Here is a 15,665-nt window from a genome sequence, read left to right as displayed (position 1 = left end):
CCAAAATCTGTAACGCTATTAAAGTTACGACTCAGTGGTAGGGCTTTTTATATTGTAGTGCGTTAATTATTTCAGAGAATCACAATATTGTTCTGAAATAGATTGCGATACTAGCTGACGACCACTGATATCACGAATAGTAATTAAATAATCTACCCCATGTTTAAACAGCGGAATTAACTCTTGGTTATGACAGTAATTTGCACTGGCTGTTTTTATGGCTGTTGTTGGGGTTATGCGGCCATTTCCACCATAAATGATATTAATTTTTACGGTATTCTTACTCGCGTAGGCTTGAGTAATTTGGTAAGCATCAATTTTAGGATAGGGCGCTTTACTATCAATAGCTGCAGCTCTTGATTGAGCGAGTGATTCAGCCACCATTTGCTGGTCATGTGAAGCACAGCCACCAAGGATAAACAAGCCGACTGCAGCAACGAGCCACTTTTTTGTTTTAGTTAGGTTCACTGGTTGATCCTGAATATATTTAAGGTAAGACTTTTTTAAACGGCTTAACGATCACATTGGCATACACACCAGCATCAATATAAGGATCTGCATTGGCCCATTGTTGAGCTTGTTCTAATGACTCAAACTTAGCAATGACAGTTGAGCCGGTAAAACCTGCGTCACCCGGATTTTCATCATCAATAGCAGGCATTGGGCCGGCAACTAATAAACGGTCTTGCTGCTGAAGTTCCTTTAATCGTGCTAAATGTTGTTCACGTACACTCATACGACGTTCTAAGCTATTTTCAACATCTTGAGAAAAAATCACATACCACATAGTCGGCATTCCCTATTTTGTTATGGTTTACAGCACGAATAATACTTCGTTCTGATTTAGCATGTCACCATACTAACCAAATATTTATGGCTAACAAGTATTTATGATTATTAAATATGATAATTATTATTGGGTTGAAATTTATAACTATACATGTGCAGTAGGTTGCATTTGGTGTGTAATTGAAGCTATTATTATGAATGTATAGTTAGGAGAGGAATGTGTAATGAAATGTTTTTTGGCTAAATATTTAGAGTGCTGATTATTATAATATAAATTTTGAATTAAGATCACACAATTGAAGTTACTAATATTTCCTTGTTATTAAAGGAATAGCCATTATGGGAATACCTTTCCTCTTTGTTATTCTCAATTAGTTTTTCTGTTTTAATTAAGTGGCTAAATAGCGATAGTTGTCTATCTGTATGACAAAAATAATAAATCATTTGTAGTCATTTTAATCGTCAATTAAATCTACAATATATTCTATATTCGTTACATTTTCTTGTAACAAATAGGATTTAAAGAACGTTAAAATATATTAGTAATATTGTGTTTATCAAAATAATTTAACGTTAAATTTAAAATGAATAAAACATTACTAGCAACATTATTAGCAGCATCTTTCATCGTAACTGGTTGTAATAATAACCAAAACTCAATTCAACCAAAGCCTGTTTCTGAAGTTAAATTTGCTCAATTTAACGCAGCACTTGCGGTAGATAATGACCCAAAAGAAACCTATCAACGTTGGGTTGAATACATGACCATCCCTGTAGAAAAACAAAATGAATTAATTGTGGCATGGAAAAATGATACAGCCAATGAAGCTGATCATTTACTGGCTGAGCGTATTATTCAGATTCGTAATATAGCAGCTATTATTCAAAAGAATCGACCTGATGTTTTATTGCTAAATGAATTTAATAATAATGGTACGGTTGATGACGTACGTTCATTAAATGGTTTCCAGCAAAACTATTTGGCAGTCAGCCAGAGTTTGAATAGTGTTGATGGTGGCAATATGCAACAACCTATTGTCTATCCTTATGCTGAGAACTATGCAACGAATACTGGATTACCGACTGGGTTAGATTTAGATAATAACACTAAAACCGATGATGCTAATGATGCTCAAGGGTTTGGTTTCTATCATGGTCACTACGCATTTGCATTATTGTCGAAGTTTGAAATAGATACAGCTAATACACGTACGTTCCAGAAATTTAAGCGTAAAGATTTACCTAATGCAGTTAATCCAATTATTGAAATATGTGAAGATTCTAAAAAGCCGATTCCTGAAGGGATGGTATGTGGTCAAAAATGGTTTAGTGACGAAGAGTGGGAAGTATTACGATTGTCTTCAAAAAACCATGTTGATGCACCGATCATTATTCCAACTCCAAGTGGTAATAAAACCATTAACGTATTGTTAGCGCACCCAACACCTTCTGGTTTTGATACTGTTACCTACAACAATCGTTATCGTAATAGTGATGAAAATGCATTTTGGAATTATTACATCAATGGTGAGTCATCATTATATGACGATAACGGTACGAAAGGTGGTTTTAATGGTGAACACTTTGTTGTGATGGGAGATTTGAATGCAGATAATGTTATTGGTACTCAAATCAATGCGCCATATAACGGTATCATTAAGTTACTTGCTAATGAAAAAGTTAATCAAGCAGTTGCTCAAGTAGGGCAACCATTTACACCACAAAGCAGTGGTGGTCTTGAATCTAAAAATCCAGCTAATAGCTGGAACCCTGTCCACCCTAATCCAGAAATTCGTACTAGTGTGTTTGGTTCTCGTGCTGATTATGCGGTGCCATCAGCAAGTTTGACTGTTTTGGATACGGGAATTTACTGGCCAGCGATAGGTGAAGAAGGACGATTATTATTTAACGACGACCGTATTGGTATACATGGGGATAGCAAAGAAGTCTCTTCTGATCACCGTTTTGTATGGTCAACAGTGAGCGTTAAGTAATAAAAAAGCACCGAAAGGTGCTTTTTTTTAGACTTATTAAAAACTATTGAGTCACTTCAATTTTACGTGGGCGACCTTCGCTATTGATAGCGACATAATTAAAGGTTGCTTCACAGACACGGTAACGTTCACCGATGCCGTCAACGGCAACAGGTTTGACCCATACTTCTAAGCCGACACTCATTGATGTATTACCGATACGTTTACATTCACCATGGCAACAAACAACATCACCAACGCCAACAGGGGCTTTAAATTCTATTTTATCAACAGAAACAGTAACGACACGACCACGAGAGATCTCTTTGGCTAAAATCGCACCGGCAAGATCCAGCTGTGACATGATCCAACCACCAAAAATATCACCATTTGCATTGGTATCGGCAGGCATCGCTAATGTACGCAGTAGAAGCTGTCCACGAGGGATATTGTTTTCAGTAGTCATCGGCTATACAACTTTATTTATCATCAGGGCTTTTAGGTAGGTGGCGATAAATATAGCCACCCGTAGCTAAGGTAAATAGTAACGTTAATGCGAGTAAACCAAATACCTTGAAATCCACCCAAATATCAAGCGGAAAATTGAATGCAATATAAATGTTTACAACCGCACAAACAACAAAAAACACCGTCCATGCCAGATTGATACGTAACCACACGTTTTCAGGCAATGTCATTTCTTTGCCTAACATTGACTTAATTAATGGTTTTCGCATCAGTTGGCTAATTAACAATGCCAATGCAAATAAAGCATAGATGATAGTTACTTTCCATTTGATGAAATTCTCATCATGTAAAACAAGCGTTAAGCCACCAAAAATTGCCACCATAATAAAAGTGATCAGTTGCATTTTTTCGAGCTTTTTATAAATAACCCAAGACACAATGAGCTGAATGGCTGTAGCGATAATTAGCGCGCCTGTTGCGACAAAAATACCGTTGGTTTTAAATAATACAAAAAAAATCAGTAATGGAATAAACTCTATCAGTTGCTTCATCGGTGCCAACTCATTAAAAATAATTGTTCAGAGTATACCTGTTCCTTCGCTTAAATGAAAAAAGCTACTCAGTTGTCTAAGTAGCTATTGATTATGCTGTAAAAGAGTTAATGACAATTATGATTGAGCTGTAACAGCTTGCTGTTGGTTGTCATATACACTATCAATAATTACGGCGCATGCTGCATCACCAGTGATATTCAGTGCGGTTCGAATCATGTCAAAGATACGATCAAGGGCAAATAATAGCGGTAAGCCTTCAATAGGAATGCCTGCCGATAGCAATACCGCAACCACTAAGAACGAGGGACCAGGTACGCCCGCTTGACCAATCGCACCAATGGTTGAGGTCACAATGATGGCAATATATGCACTCATTCCTAATTCAATATTGAAAATTTGAGCAAAGAAAATAGCGACAAGGCCGTAGTAAATTGCATTACCACTCATATTGATAGTTGCGCCAAGGGGTAATACAAATGAAGCCGTTGAATTTTTAACACCCAACTCTTCTTCACATGTTTCCATTGTGACGGGTAATGTTGCCATTGATGATGCTGTTGAGAGCGCGACAGCTTGTGGCTTTTTCATGGCAGATAAAAATTTACGCGGTGATGTTTTTGAAAACAATTTGATCATGACTGGGTAACCAATAAAGCCATAGATCAAAATAGCAGCTACGTACACTACAAACAGTTTAAGTACCACGGTTAGCGCACTGAAGCCAAAACTACCGATAGCATCAGCCATAAGGCCAAATACACCGATCGGTGCAAACTTCATGACAACATTAATCATCCATACCATGGCATCGACAATGGCATTAATGCCGTTTATTAGTGGTTGGCGACGTTCCTGTTCTAGTTTAGAAAGCGCAATACCAAAAAATAGACAAAATACCAGAATTTGAAGAATATTGGCTTCATTTAAGGAATGGAAAATATTGGTAGGGATCATGCCTAAAATGGTTGCCCAAAATGTTGGTAATGCACCTTTATCAGCATAAGTATTGGCAAACATGCCAGCAACCCCTGATAAATCAACGCCAACCCCAGGCTGGAATAGCACTCCCATCATTAGTGCTAATGTAACAGCAAGAGCAGATGTGATACCAAAGAAAGCTAAGGTTGTTACGCCAATTTTACCTGCAGCGTGGCTGCCACCTAAACTTGCCGCGCCAGATATAATAGCAACAGCTACCAATGGTATGACGAGCATTTTAATTAGATGAATAAATAAGCTACCCAGTGGTGCAAACATGACGGCATCATGACCCATAATAATGCCGACAATGGTACCTATGATCATAGCAATAACGACTTGAACGCCGATATTATTAAGCAACTTTTTATCTTTTAACACGATATATTCCCCTGTGATATCGAGATGAAACATTACTAATGTTGTTGGTTTGTTTTTATTTGTTGTAAATGTTGCGGTTATTGTTATTTTGTATGTTTGGTGTGTTTTTACACTGAAGAACATATATTGGCAATATATAATTGCTTATTTTTTCAAGCTGTTGTTGAATTTGTATAAAAGCTGATTACAGCAATATTTGAAGATGTATTGTGCGTATATTGTAATCTTTGGTGGTAAATTTGCGGGTCTATAGAGAATGGATTACGGTTGGAATTAACATTTTGAAGAGGGTTATTGCGATATTGATTTTTGAGTGTTGCATTATTGTTTAGTGTGGAGTGTTAAGCTGTCATCAATATAATAATTGATGACAGCTTAATGATTAGCAGTGTGTTGCTGCTTTCATATTAGTGATAAAGGTGGTTAATGTATTTAACAGTTCACCATGGTCGCTAAGGTTGTGTTCAATAATTTTTACTACTGCTGAGCCAGAAATAGCGCCCGCGGCACCAGCCTTTATGGCCGCACTGACTTGTTCTGGCGTTGAAATACCAAACCCAAGTAAGGCGGGCGGGGCATGGTGTGATTTTAAGCTGGCCAAAAGAGGCTCGATCGGCATTTCAGCTTTTGTTTCTGCACCAGTTACGCCAGCTCGTGATAACAGGTAAGTATAGCCACCACCAAGTTCAGACACCGTTTTTAAGGTGTGTGGATCAGCATTAGGTGGCGCAATAAAAATAGGCTGAATAGCATGCGCTTCTGCCGCCATTCTAAACTCGTGTGAGGCATCAACTGGTACATCAGCAATTAACACTGAATCGACACCTGCTTCAGCACAGCGGCGATAAAAATTATCTATACCGTTAGCAAACACTAAATTGGCATACATTAATAACCCAATCGGCAGCGTTGGATATTTAATTCGAATAGCTGCCAACATTTCAAAACATATTGTTGGTGTAGTATTTGCTGCCAACGCGCGAATGTTGGCTCCTTGAATCGTTGGGCCATCAGCAAGAGGATCAGAAAAGGGAATACCTAATTCTAATGCATCAGCACCTGCGGCAACTAAGGTGTCAATAATATCCATTGAACGTTGTGGTGTTGGATCTCCAAGGGTCACAAACGGAACAAAAGCGCCTTCATTGCGGGCGTTAAGTTGAGTAAATAAATTGTGATAGCGATCCATTATAAAACTCCTTTCGCCGCTAAAATGTCGTGAACTGTAAAGATATCCTTATCACCTCGACCAGAAAGATTAACCACGAGTAGTTGTTCTTTTTGAGGATCATCGGCAATCATTTTTAAGGCATAAGCCAGTGCGTGGGCAGATTCTAGAGCAGGAATAATACCTTCTTTACGGGCTAGTAATTGAAAAGCCTCTAATGCTTCATCGTCAGTTACTGCGCCATATTCTGCGCGACCAATCGCGTTTAAGTGTGCATGCTGTGGGCCAACGGAAGGGAAGTCTAACCCTGCTGAAATAGAATATGATTCTTCCACTTGGCCATGTTGATCTTGCATTAACGGTGCTTTCATGCCGAAGAAAATACCTAACTTGCCGTGTTTAAGCGGTGCGCCATGCATATCGGTATCTAATCCTTTACCTGCAGGCTCAACCCCAATTAAACTAACATTCGTTTCTTTGATAAAATCTGCAAACATACCAATCGCATTTGAGCCACCGCCAACACAGGCAATAACGGCATCAGGTAAGCGACCTTCTTTAGCGACAATTTGAGTCTTAGTTTCTTCACCAATAATTTTTTGAAATTCACGCACAATGGTTGGAAATGGGTGAGGGCCAGCAGCAGTACCTAATAGGTAATGGGCTTTGTCATAACTGGCAGACCAATCACGCATTGCTTCGTTACAGGCATCTTTTAAGGTTGATGAGCCAGATGTAACTGAAATAACCGTAGCGCCCATTAATTTCATTCTAAATACATTTGGGCTTTGACGTTCAATATCTTTCGCCCCCATATAAATACGGCATTTTAACCCAAGTAGCGCACAAGCTAATGCCGTTGCGACACCATGCTGTCCGGCACCTGTTTCTGCAATGATTTCGGTTTTACCCATGCGTTGTGCCAGTAGTGCTTGGCCTAATACTTGGTTAGTTTTATGCGCGCCGCCATGAAGTAAATCTTCACGTTTAAGGTATAACTTTGTGTTTGTGCCTTGGGTTAAATTTTGGCATAAGGTTAACGCGGTTGGTCGACCTGCGTATTCTTTCAGCAAACTCATAAATTGCTGCTGAAAATGTGGATCTTGCTGTGCTTCAATAAAGGCATTCTCAAGTTGATCTAACGCCGGCACTAATATTTGAGGGACATACTGACCACCAAACTCACCAAAGTAGGCATCCAATTTACTCATGATTATTTATCTTCCTTAATGTGTTTGATTGCCGAAAAGGCTGCTGCTAATTTATGCGGATCTTTTTTACCGGGTTCGCTTTCAACACCCGAATTCATATCTAAACCACTAAAGCCTAATGAGGCTGCTTGAGCGATATTTTCGGGGGTGAGGCCACCTGCAAGTAAACTGTTTTCTTTGTCATTGTCAGCAATTAATGACCAATCAAAACAAACCCCAGTACCACCACTTTGACCTTCAACTTTACTGTCAAAAAGGTGCTTATCTACAGGCCATTGACTGATATCTGGCACGCTATCTGTGATGGCATGTGCTTTCCATATTTGGCAATGCTGAGGTAATTGTTGACGTAGCTGCTCAATGTATTGCAGTGATTCATTGCCGTGTAGTTGTACTGCTGCCAGTGCTAGCGTGGTTGCTGTTGCGATAACATCATTTAGTGGACTGTTCTGAAATACGCCAACAAAATTCAATGGCGCTGCAGCTATTATTGTCGCGGCTTGATCAAGACTAATATTACGCGGTGATGACGGCACAAAAATTAAACCACCATAGCTTGCCCCTTGTTGATAGGCATTATGAGCATCTTCAGTTGAGGTAAGACCACAGACTTTATGTTCGCCAAATAATACTTTGCGTACCGCTAAATCAAGGTTATTTGCTGCCATTAATGAGCTACCAATCAAAAAACCGTTGGCATAGCGCGATAATTCACGTACTTGCTGGTGGGTGTAAATACCTGATTCTGAAATGATAATAGTGTCTTTGGGTAAGTCAGATGCAAGTTGTTTAGTGCGATTTAAATCGATGCTAAGATCACGTAAATTACGGTTGTTAATCCCGACCACTTTAGCTTTGAGCTTAATTGCACGTGTGAGCTCAGCTTGATTACTGACTTCGGTTAATATACCTAATTGAAGTGACTCAGCAACGGCTGCAAGGGTTTGATATTGTTCATCATCAAGTACCGATAACATCAGTAAAATGGCATCAGCTTGATAATGGCGTGCCAAGTACACTTGGTAGCTATCAATGATAAAGTCTTTACATAAGACAGGCTGTTTAACTTGGCTACGTACCTTGGGTAGAAATTCGATATTACCTTGAAAGTATTTTTCATCAGTAAGCACCGAAATAGCACTCGCATAATGGTTATAGACAGTTGCAATATAATCTAAATCAAAGTCTTCTCTAATTAAGCCTTTTGAGGGCGAGGCTTTTTTACATTCCAGAATAAAAGCTGGGCGCTGAATATCACTCTCTTTATCAGTTGCGAGTGCTTGATAAAAATCACGATCGCTGAGCGTTAACTGATGACGAAAACTGGCCAGTGGTTGGGCTTCTTTACGTGCATCAACCCAGATCTTTTTGTCTGCAATAATTTTAGTAAGTACTGTTTCCATCATTAACCTCGTGCTGCCAGTTGTTCAACCAGTTGATAAGCTTTACCTGAACGCATTGCGGTAATTGCTTGTTGCGCATTGTGTTTAAGATCTTGTTGACCAAAAAGGCGCAATAACAGTGCGACATTGACTGCGATTGCTCCTTCTTGCGCTGGTGTACCGTTACCTGTGAGGATATTTTTAATAATGGCTTGATTCTCTTGTGGATCACCACCACGAATGGCCGCTAACGGGTAGCTATCAAGTCCAAAATCAGCTGGAGTAAGGGTATATTCGGTGATGACGCCATCTATGATTTCAGCAACATGTGTTTCACCATGAATGGCAACTTCATCAAGGCCACTACCATGGACAACGGCAGCGCGTTTTAAGCCCATTGTTGCTAAGGTTTCAGCGATAGGGCGTACTAATGCATTATCGTAGACACCCATTAATTGAATATTAGGTTTGGCTGGATTAATTAACGGTCCGAGAACATTGAAAATAGTGCGAGTTTTTAAGGTTTGTCGTACAGGCATAGCATGACGAACGCCACCGTGGTATTCCGGTGCAAATAAGAAACATACCCCGAGATCATCTAATGCTTGGCGCGCGGTTTGGGCTGGCATAGCTAAGTTAATACCAAATTTGTCCAGTAAATCCGATGAGCCAGACTTACTTGAAACACCACGGTTACCATGTTTAGCTACTTTAACGCCACACGCAGCAGCAACAAATGCCGCAGTGGTTGAAATATTGATAGTGTTGGCACCGTCGCCGCCTGTACCCACAATATCAGCGAAATCATACGTCGGGCGCGGGAAAGGGTTGGCATTCTCAATGAGGGCTTTGGCAGCTCCCGCGATTTCTGCGGGTGTTTCACCTTTTATTTTTAGTGCTGTTAATAGTGCAGATAATACAATCGGCTCAACTTGACCATTAATGATGGCATCAAATAGGGTATGGCTTTCTGCTTGACTAAGAGTCTGCTGCGCATAAAGTTTGTCGGCAATATCAGCAATAATTGCGTTCATAATCATCTTCCTTAATGGTTATTTTGGCATTCGGTATGGTTCGCCATTACCCAAGACAGGGTGTGAGTGAGTAGCTCTGCCCCTTGAGTAGTAAGAATGGACTCTGGGTGAAATTGAAAACCGCAGACTTTATCGCGTTCATTGATAACAGCCATAACGAGGCCATTGACATCCGCAATAGTAGTAAGTTCTGCAGGCACTTCTGTGGCAACCAGTGAGTGATAACGAGCGACAGCTAATGGGCTCGCTAATTGACCGAAAACGGGATGGTGGTTATGGGTCATTAGGGCTGCTTTACCATGAACAATATCATTGGCTCCCGCAACTTTGCCGCCATAAGCTTCAACAATAGCTTGATGGCCAAGACAAATACCTAACATTGGAATTCTACCTTTTAGGTTTTGAATTAGAGCTGGCATGCACCCTGCCTCTGCTGGTGTGCCAGGGCCGGGCGACAACACTAATACTGGATTATGATGTTGAAGTAATGCCTGTTCGATAGTTAATGCTGATAAATTATTGCGATAAACCGTTACTGGAAAGCCAAGGCTACGAAATTGATCAACAAGGTTATAAGTAAATGAGTCAAAGTTATCGAGTAGAACAATATGCGGATGATGGTGACGATTATTAATGGTCATAGGCTGCTCCTTAACCTTGATGAGTGCTATGAATAGCATTGATAACCGCTTGTGCTTTGCTTCTGGTTTCGTCAGTTTCTGCTTGTGGAATAGAGTCATAAACCACGCCAGCCCCCGCTTGCACACTGGCAATACCGTTCTCAACATAAGCTGAGCGGATCACAATACAGGTATCCATATCACCATGGCCGGTAATATAGCCAACCGCACCGCCATAACTGCCGCGTCGACGCTGTTCAACATCACGTATAAGCTGCATCGCTCTGATTTTAGGTGCGCCAGTTAACGTTCCCATATTCATACATGCCTGATAAGCGTGTAGCGCATCAAGATCTTCTCGCAATTGACCGACAACCCGTGAGACTAAATGCATCACATGACTATAGCGGTCAACGTGTAATAAATCGGCGACATGGCGACTACCTGCTTGGCAAATGCGAGCAATATCATTACGGGCTAAATCGACTAACATCATATGCTCAGCGTTTTCTTTAGTATCAGAGCGTAGCTCTAATTCAATGCGAGTATCGAGATCGAGGTTAATCGAGCCATCCGTGTTTTTTCCCCGTTGGCGAGTACCGGCAATTGGATAAATTTCAACTTGATTCGATTCAGTACAATATTTCAATGCGCTTTCTGGTGATGCGCCAAATAAAGTAAAGTCCGTATCATGTAGATAAAACATGTAGGGGCTTGGGTTACCGATTTTTAATGCTTTATAGGCATTAAGTGGTGAAGGACATGGCAGTGTAAATTGACGTGAAGGCACCACCTGAAATACATCGCCACGAATAACAAATTGTTTAAGTGCGGCCACGGTTTGATTAAAGTCGTGATCACTCATACTGGTATGCGGTTCACATGCGGCCACATACTCTGGTGGTGGTAATGAGAGTGGGTTTTGGCAGCGGTTTTTTAGAATTGCTAAACGTTGTTGAAGCGTATCGTGTATTTGGGAAGTTCCATTACCAAAGATGGTGGCTTGTAGATGGGCTTGCTGACGTTGGTGATCGATGATTAATAATGTTTCAGCAATATAAAATACATAATCAGGACAGTTATTATCAGCCTCAACTGTCGCCAGAGGTTCAAATTCTGCAACTAAGTCATAGGCAAATAGTCCACCAATAAATAACGCATCTCGAGGATGATTGTTGGTATCAAACGCGTGTTGAATCAGTCGTAATGCATCAAAAGACGATGTTTGGCGCAGACGACTGTCTTCATCTAAAAGCTGATCATGAGTTGGAAATTGTAGCTGTAAGCTATCTTCGCTATAACTGGCTTCAATATCAGATTTCAGGTGTGGTTGTAGTGCTTTTAATAGCTGGCGACCATTGTTTGATAGCGGCTCTAAAAGAACCTTTTTACCACGACAGACAATCCGTACTGCAGCATCAATCAGTAACAGGCTTTTTAAATCTTGTTTAGATTCAACTTCTGCAGATTCCAGCAATAGATGGCAAGGACTATCACCACATAGTGTAAAATAAACATCAGTTGGATCGGCAATATATGTTACATCAAGATTTAATAGCTCAATCTGATGTTGGGCTGAAGCCGTCGCAATATAAGGATGCGATCCCGTTAAGTTAGTATTCACAGCGTTCTCCTTGCCGTTTGTACAAAATAGCAATCCTGCTTTCATTGTTCGATAGTGGCGTAAACTTTGTCTTTGAGCAAGGCTAGTTTTTTACTTTTAACGACAATTATTAACAATATGTGTTGTTGGTATTTTTTGAGTCAAGTTTATAATAATCAATATATTGGATAAAAATAACTGTTGACGTTGTTACAGTGAAAAATACAAGTTAATGGCTTACTGATATAAAAAGAGTAATTGTTACACCATTTTACAGTTATGATACATAACACACTCATCGCCAGAGTATGAATAAAGTCGATTGTTGGGGCTTAATTTGCTGTAACATGACGTTATCCATTTGTCTGCTGCTATTGCCAAGGTTTATCGAGGTAGATAGCTGTGAATTGGTTTAAACTAGCTAAAGGCAATGGTTAAGAAAAGAGACCCTCATTGCCTAGTAATTACGTACTAGTAAACTAGTTCATAAAAATAAAGTCAAGAAGTAAAGTTATGTTGTTTGATTTACATTGTCATACTACAGCGTCAGACGGCCGCTTATCGCCGCAAGATCTTGTTCGACGCGCAGTTGAAATGCGGGTTGATGTGTTGGCAATTACAGATCACGATACCATTGACGGGTTAGCACAAGCGCATGCGGTTATCGAGCAAGAGCAATTACCGATTACATTAATTAATGGTATTGAGATATCAACTGTGTGGCAAAACTTTGATATTCATATCGTTGGGCTTAATATAGAACCCAATCATCCTGAGTTAATTTCATTTATTAGCGCCCAAGCAGCTCATCGGCTTGAACGCGCAAAAGAGATTGGCGCACGATTAGAAAAAAATAAAATGCCGGGCGCTTTTGAAGGTGCAATGGCATTAGCTGGCGAGGCTTCAATTACACGCGCGCACTTCGCACGTTGGTTAGTTGATCAAGGTCATGCCAAAACAATGCAAGCGGTGTTTAAGAAATTCTTAACCCGTGGTAATCCTGGCTATGTGCCACCAAGTTGGTGTTCGATTGCTGATGCTGTGGCTGTGATTCATGCAGCTGGTGGCCAAGCTGTTATTGCACATCCTGGCCGTTATCAAATGACGGCGAAATGGATAAAGCGTTTAATTCAACACTTTATTGAAGCGGGTGGGGATGCCATGGAGGTTGCTCAACCACAACAAGCACCGCAAGAGCGACGTACCTTTGGGGATTACGCCATCCAATATAATTTACTCGCTTCACAAGGATCTGATTTTCATTACCCATCACCATGGACTGAACTCGGTCGTAATTTGTGGTTACCCAAAGATGTGCCACCGGTGTGGCAAGATTGGACGGTAGAGAAAAAGCGAGTAGAGGTAGAAATAACTGCTGAGTTATCTGCCTCGAAGGAGGATAAATGAGTCAATTTTTTTATGTACATCCAGAAACACCGCAAGTACGATTAATTAATCAAGCAGTTGAAATCATTAAAAATGGTGGCGTTGTTGTTTATCCAACAGATTCGGGGTATGCCCTGGGTTGCCAACTAGAAAACAAACAGGCACTCGAGCGTATTTGTCAGATTCGACGTTTGAATGATAAACATAACTTCACTTTGTTATGTCGTGATTTATCAGAATTATCGCTCTATACCCGTGTTGATAATATTGCATTTCGATTATTAAGAAATAACACCCCAGGCGCATATACTTTTATCTTTAAAGGTACAAAAGAAGTGCCACGTCGATTGATGAATGCCAAACGGAAAACAATTGGTATTCGTGTGCCTGATAACAATATCGCATTGGCATTGTTAGAAGCGTTAGGCGAACCGATGATGTCGACCAGTTTAATTTTACCGGGCAAAGACACCACCGAATCTGATCCTGATGAAATTCGCGATCAACTAGAGCATGCTGTCGATCTGATTATGCATGGTGGTTATCTTAGTGAACAGCCAACAACTGTTATTGATTTTAGTAACGGAGAGATTGAGATTGCACGTGTTGGCGCTGGTGATATTACGCCATTTGAATAAAACCGTTTAATTTATATCGTAATAATCCTATTGTAATAGGGGTATTTATAAACGTATCACATTGTTTGTGATACGTTTTTTTTATCGCTATTTTTATGGTAAATACGCGATATATTTGCGATAATAATTGGCTACATATCTAGCATGATAAATTGTTCATTGTCAGGTTAGAATCCAAATTATTGCTATTCGCATCAACTATCCATTATTACTTTCTTTAATGTGTGCAATTTTGCCTTAAGAAGCTATGACTATATGGCCATTTTGATGAGAATTTCGACGCCTGTGAAGGCGACAAGGTTTGTTTATAATGAGTGAAAAATTACAAAAAGTGTTAGCACGTGCTGGCCAAGGTTCACGCCGTGAAATCGAGTTAATGATCCAAAACGGTCGTGTGAGCGTTGATGGTGTGGTTGCTAAACTTGGCGATCGTCTTGAAGATCTTAGTGTTAACGTACGTATTGATGGTCATAACATCGCATTAATTTCGTCAGATGAAGAAATCTGTCGAATTTTAGCTTACAACAAGCCTGAAGGTGAGTTATGTACTCGTCATGATCCAGAAGGCCGTCGTACTGTATTTGATCGTTTACCGCGCCTTACAACAGGCCGTTGGGTTTCTGTTGGTCGTCTAGATGCTAATACATCGGGCTTATTACTTTTCACTACCGATGGTGAGTTAGCTAATCGTTTAATGCACCCAAGCCGTACTGTTGAACGTGAATACATGGTACGTGTATTTGGCGAAGTTAACGAGCAGATGGTAAAGAATCTTGTTAAAGGCGTTGAGCTAGAAGATGGCATCGCTCGCTTTGAAGATGTTGTGTATTCTGGCGGTGAAGGTATGAACCATACTTTCTACGTGGTGATCACTGAAGGTCGTAACCGTGAGGTTCGTCGTTTATGGGATTCACAAGGCGTAACTGTAAGTCGTCTAAAGCGTGTTCGTTACGGTGATGTTTACTTAACTAAAGACATGCCTCGTGGCGGTTGGAGCGAGCTTGAATTAAAAGAAGTAAACGAATTACGTGCAACAGTAGAATTGCCACCTGAAACTGAAACGGTATTAACGGTTGAAGGTCAGAAACGTAAAAAAGGCATTCGTCAGATTCGTCGTGCTGTTCGTCGTCACGAAGAACGTGTTGAAACAACTGGTCGTCGCGGTCGTAATAATGATCGTCGCGCACCATCAAGTTCAAGCCGTAATGCTGAGGTTGATTCCCAACAGCAACGTAGTGGCCGTGGTCGCACCAAACCTGCATCAACAGGTCGTGATAACACCAAACCTCGTTCAGATCGCGCGCAAGGTAAACCAGTACATATTGCCGGTAAGCCAAGAGATGATGTGAAGAAGCCTCATAACGTATCAGACAAACCACAAAGTGCATCTGGCAAGCGTAAGCCTTCGGGTAATGCGGCAAATCGTCGTAACCCATTAGCGAATAAGCCAGCAAAACCGCGTACACGTCAGTAATATATG

15 protein-coding genes are annotated in these 15,665 nt (G+C 40.4%); 4 read left to right on the top strand and 11 right to left on the bottom strand.

Annotated features, from left to right (window positions below; all coding sequences use genetic code 11):
• Positions 1 to 66 precede the first annotated feature (66 nt).
• On the bottom strand, positions 67 to 468 hold the full coding sequence (gspS2, locus tag PMAL9190_RS03425) for a type II secretion system pilot lipoprotein GspS-beta (protein ID WP_087843924.1): 402 nt from the start codon (positions 466 to 468) through the stop codon (positions 67 to 69).
• A gap of 19 nt (positions 469 to 487) precedes the next feature.
• On the bottom strand, positions 488 to 787 hold the full coding sequence (locus tag PMAL9190_RS03420; RefSeq protein WP_065166290.1) for a YciI family protein: 300 nt from the start codon (positions 785 to 787) through the stop codon (positions 488 to 490).
• 586 nt (positions 788 to 1,373) lie between these two features.
• On the opposite strand from PMAL9190_RS03420, the gene PMAL9190_RS03415 reads away from it, so the two are divergent.
• Positions 1,374 to 2,783 (top strand): endonuclease/exonuclease/phosphatase family protein, encoded by a 1,410-nt coding sequence (locus PMAL9190_RS03415; RefSeq protein WP_087843923.1) that lies wholly within the window; start codon positions 1,374 to 1,376, stop codon positions 2,781 to 2,783.
• Between the two features lie 43 nt (positions 2,784 to 2,826).
• Here the strand turns inward: PMAL9190_RS03415 and yciA are convergent, their stop codons facing one another.
• The 9 genes from yciA to PMAL9190_RS03370 form a co-directional block, all read right to left on the bottom strand.
• Positions 2,827 to 3,228 carry an acyl-CoA thioester hydrolase YciA gene (yciA, locus tag PMAL9190_RS03410; protein WP_060996638.1) on the bottom strand — a complete coding sequence of 134 codons (402 nt, stop codon included), beginning with the start codon at positions 3,226 to 3,228 and terminating at the stop codon, positions 2,827 to 2,829.
• 13 nt (positions 3,229 to 3,241) lie between these two features.
• Positions 3,242 to 3,781, bottom strand: coding sequence for a septation protein A (locus PMAL9190_RS03405; protein ID WP_087843922.1), 540 nt, complete (start codon positions 3,779 to 3,781; stop codon positions 3,242 to 3,244).
• Between the two features lie 117 nt (positions 3,782 to 3,898).
• Entirely contained in the window at positions 3,899 to 5,176 is a 1,278-nt protein-coding gene (locus tag PMAL9190_RS03400) for a dicarboxylate/amino acid:cation symporter (RefSeq protein WP_087844206.1), read from the bottom strand.
• 349 nt (positions 5,177 to 5,525) lie between these two features.
• Complete coding sequence (gene trpA, locus PMAL9190_RS03395) at positions 5,526 to 6,332, bottom strand: tryptophan synthase subunit alpha (RefSeq protein WP_087843921.1); 807 nt, start codon at positions 6,330 to 6,332, stop codon at positions 5,526 to 5,528.
• Positions 6,332 to 7,522 (bottom strand): tryptophan synthase subunit beta, encoded by a 1,191-nt coding sequence (gene trpB, locus PMAL9190_RS03390; RefSeq protein WP_087843920.1) that lies wholly within the window; start codon positions 7,520 to 7,522, stop codon positions 6,332 to 6,334. Before trpB ends, trpA begins: the two co-directional genes overlap by 1 nt.
• Positions 7,523 to 7,524: 2 nt before the next feature.
• Entirely contained in the window at positions 7,525 to 8,925 is a 1,401-nt protein-coding gene (trpCF, locus tag PMAL9190_RS03385; RefSeq protein ID WP_087843919.1) for a bifunctional indole-3-glycerol-phosphate synthase TrpC/phosphoribosylanthranilate isomerase TrpF, read from the bottom strand.
• A gap of 2 nt (positions 8,926 to 8,927) precedes the next feature.
• Positions 8,928 to 9,938 (bottom strand): anthranilate phosphoribosyltransferase, encoded by a 1,011-nt coding sequence (gene trpD / locus PMAL9190_RS03380; RefSeq protein WP_087843918.1) that lies wholly within the window; start codon positions 9,936 to 9,938, stop codon positions 8,928 to 8,930.
• An 11-nt stretch (positions 9,939 to 9,949) separates the two neighbouring features.
• Positions 9,950 to 10,579: an aminodeoxychorismate/anthranilate synthase component II gene (locus tag PMAL9190_RS03375; RefSeq protein WP_087843917.1), complete on the bottom strand. Its 630-nt coding sequence runs from the start codon at positions 10,577 to 10,579 to the stop codon at positions 9,950 to 9,952.
• Positions 10,580 to 10,589: 10 nt separating this feature from the next.
• Complete coding sequence (locus tag PMAL9190_RS03370; RefSeq protein WP_235004270.1) at positions 10,590 to 12,182, bottom strand: anthranilate synthase component 1; 1,593 nt, start codon at positions 12,180 to 12,182, stop codon at positions 10,590 to 10,592.
• A 492-nt stretch (positions 12,183 to 12,674) separates the two neighbouring features.
• Between PMAL9190_RS03370 and rnm the strand changes: the two genes are divergently transcribed.
• The 3 genes from rnm to rluB all read left to right on the top strand — a co-directional run bounded on the left by rnm (position 12,675) and on the right by rluB (position 15,659).
• On the top strand, positions 12,675 to 13,568 hold the full coding sequence (gene rnm, locus PMAL9190_RS03365) for an RNase RNM (RefSeq protein ID WP_087843915.1): 894 nt from the start codon (positions 12,675 to 12,677) through the stop codon (positions 13,566 to 13,568).
• Positions 13,565 to 14,185: an L-threonylcarbamoyladenylate synthase gene (locus PMAL9190_RS03360; RefSeq protein WP_087843914.1), complete on the top strand. Its 621-nt coding sequence runs from the start codon at positions 13,565 to 13,567 to the stop codon at positions 14,183 to 14,185. Before rnm ends, PMAL9190_RS03360 begins: the two co-directional genes overlap by 4 nt.
• A gap of 310 nt (positions 14,186 to 14,495) precedes the next feature.
• Entirely contained in the window at positions 14,496 to 15,659 is a 1,164-nt protein-coding gene (gene rluB, locus PMAL9190_RS03355; protein WP_087843913.1) for a 23S rRNA pseudouridine(2605) synthase RluB, read from the top strand.
• The last annotated feature ends 6 nt before the right edge of the window (positions 15,660 to 15,665 follow it).

Source organism: Photobacterium malacitanum (assembly GCF_900185615.1).
Taxonomy (GTDB): Bacteria; Pseudomonadota; Gammaproteobacteria; order Enterobacterales; family Vibrionaceae; genus Photobacterium; species Photobacterium malacitanum.
The sequence above is the reverse complement of the archived record's forward strand: the minus strand, read 5'-3'. Positions and strand labels throughout refer to the sequence as shown.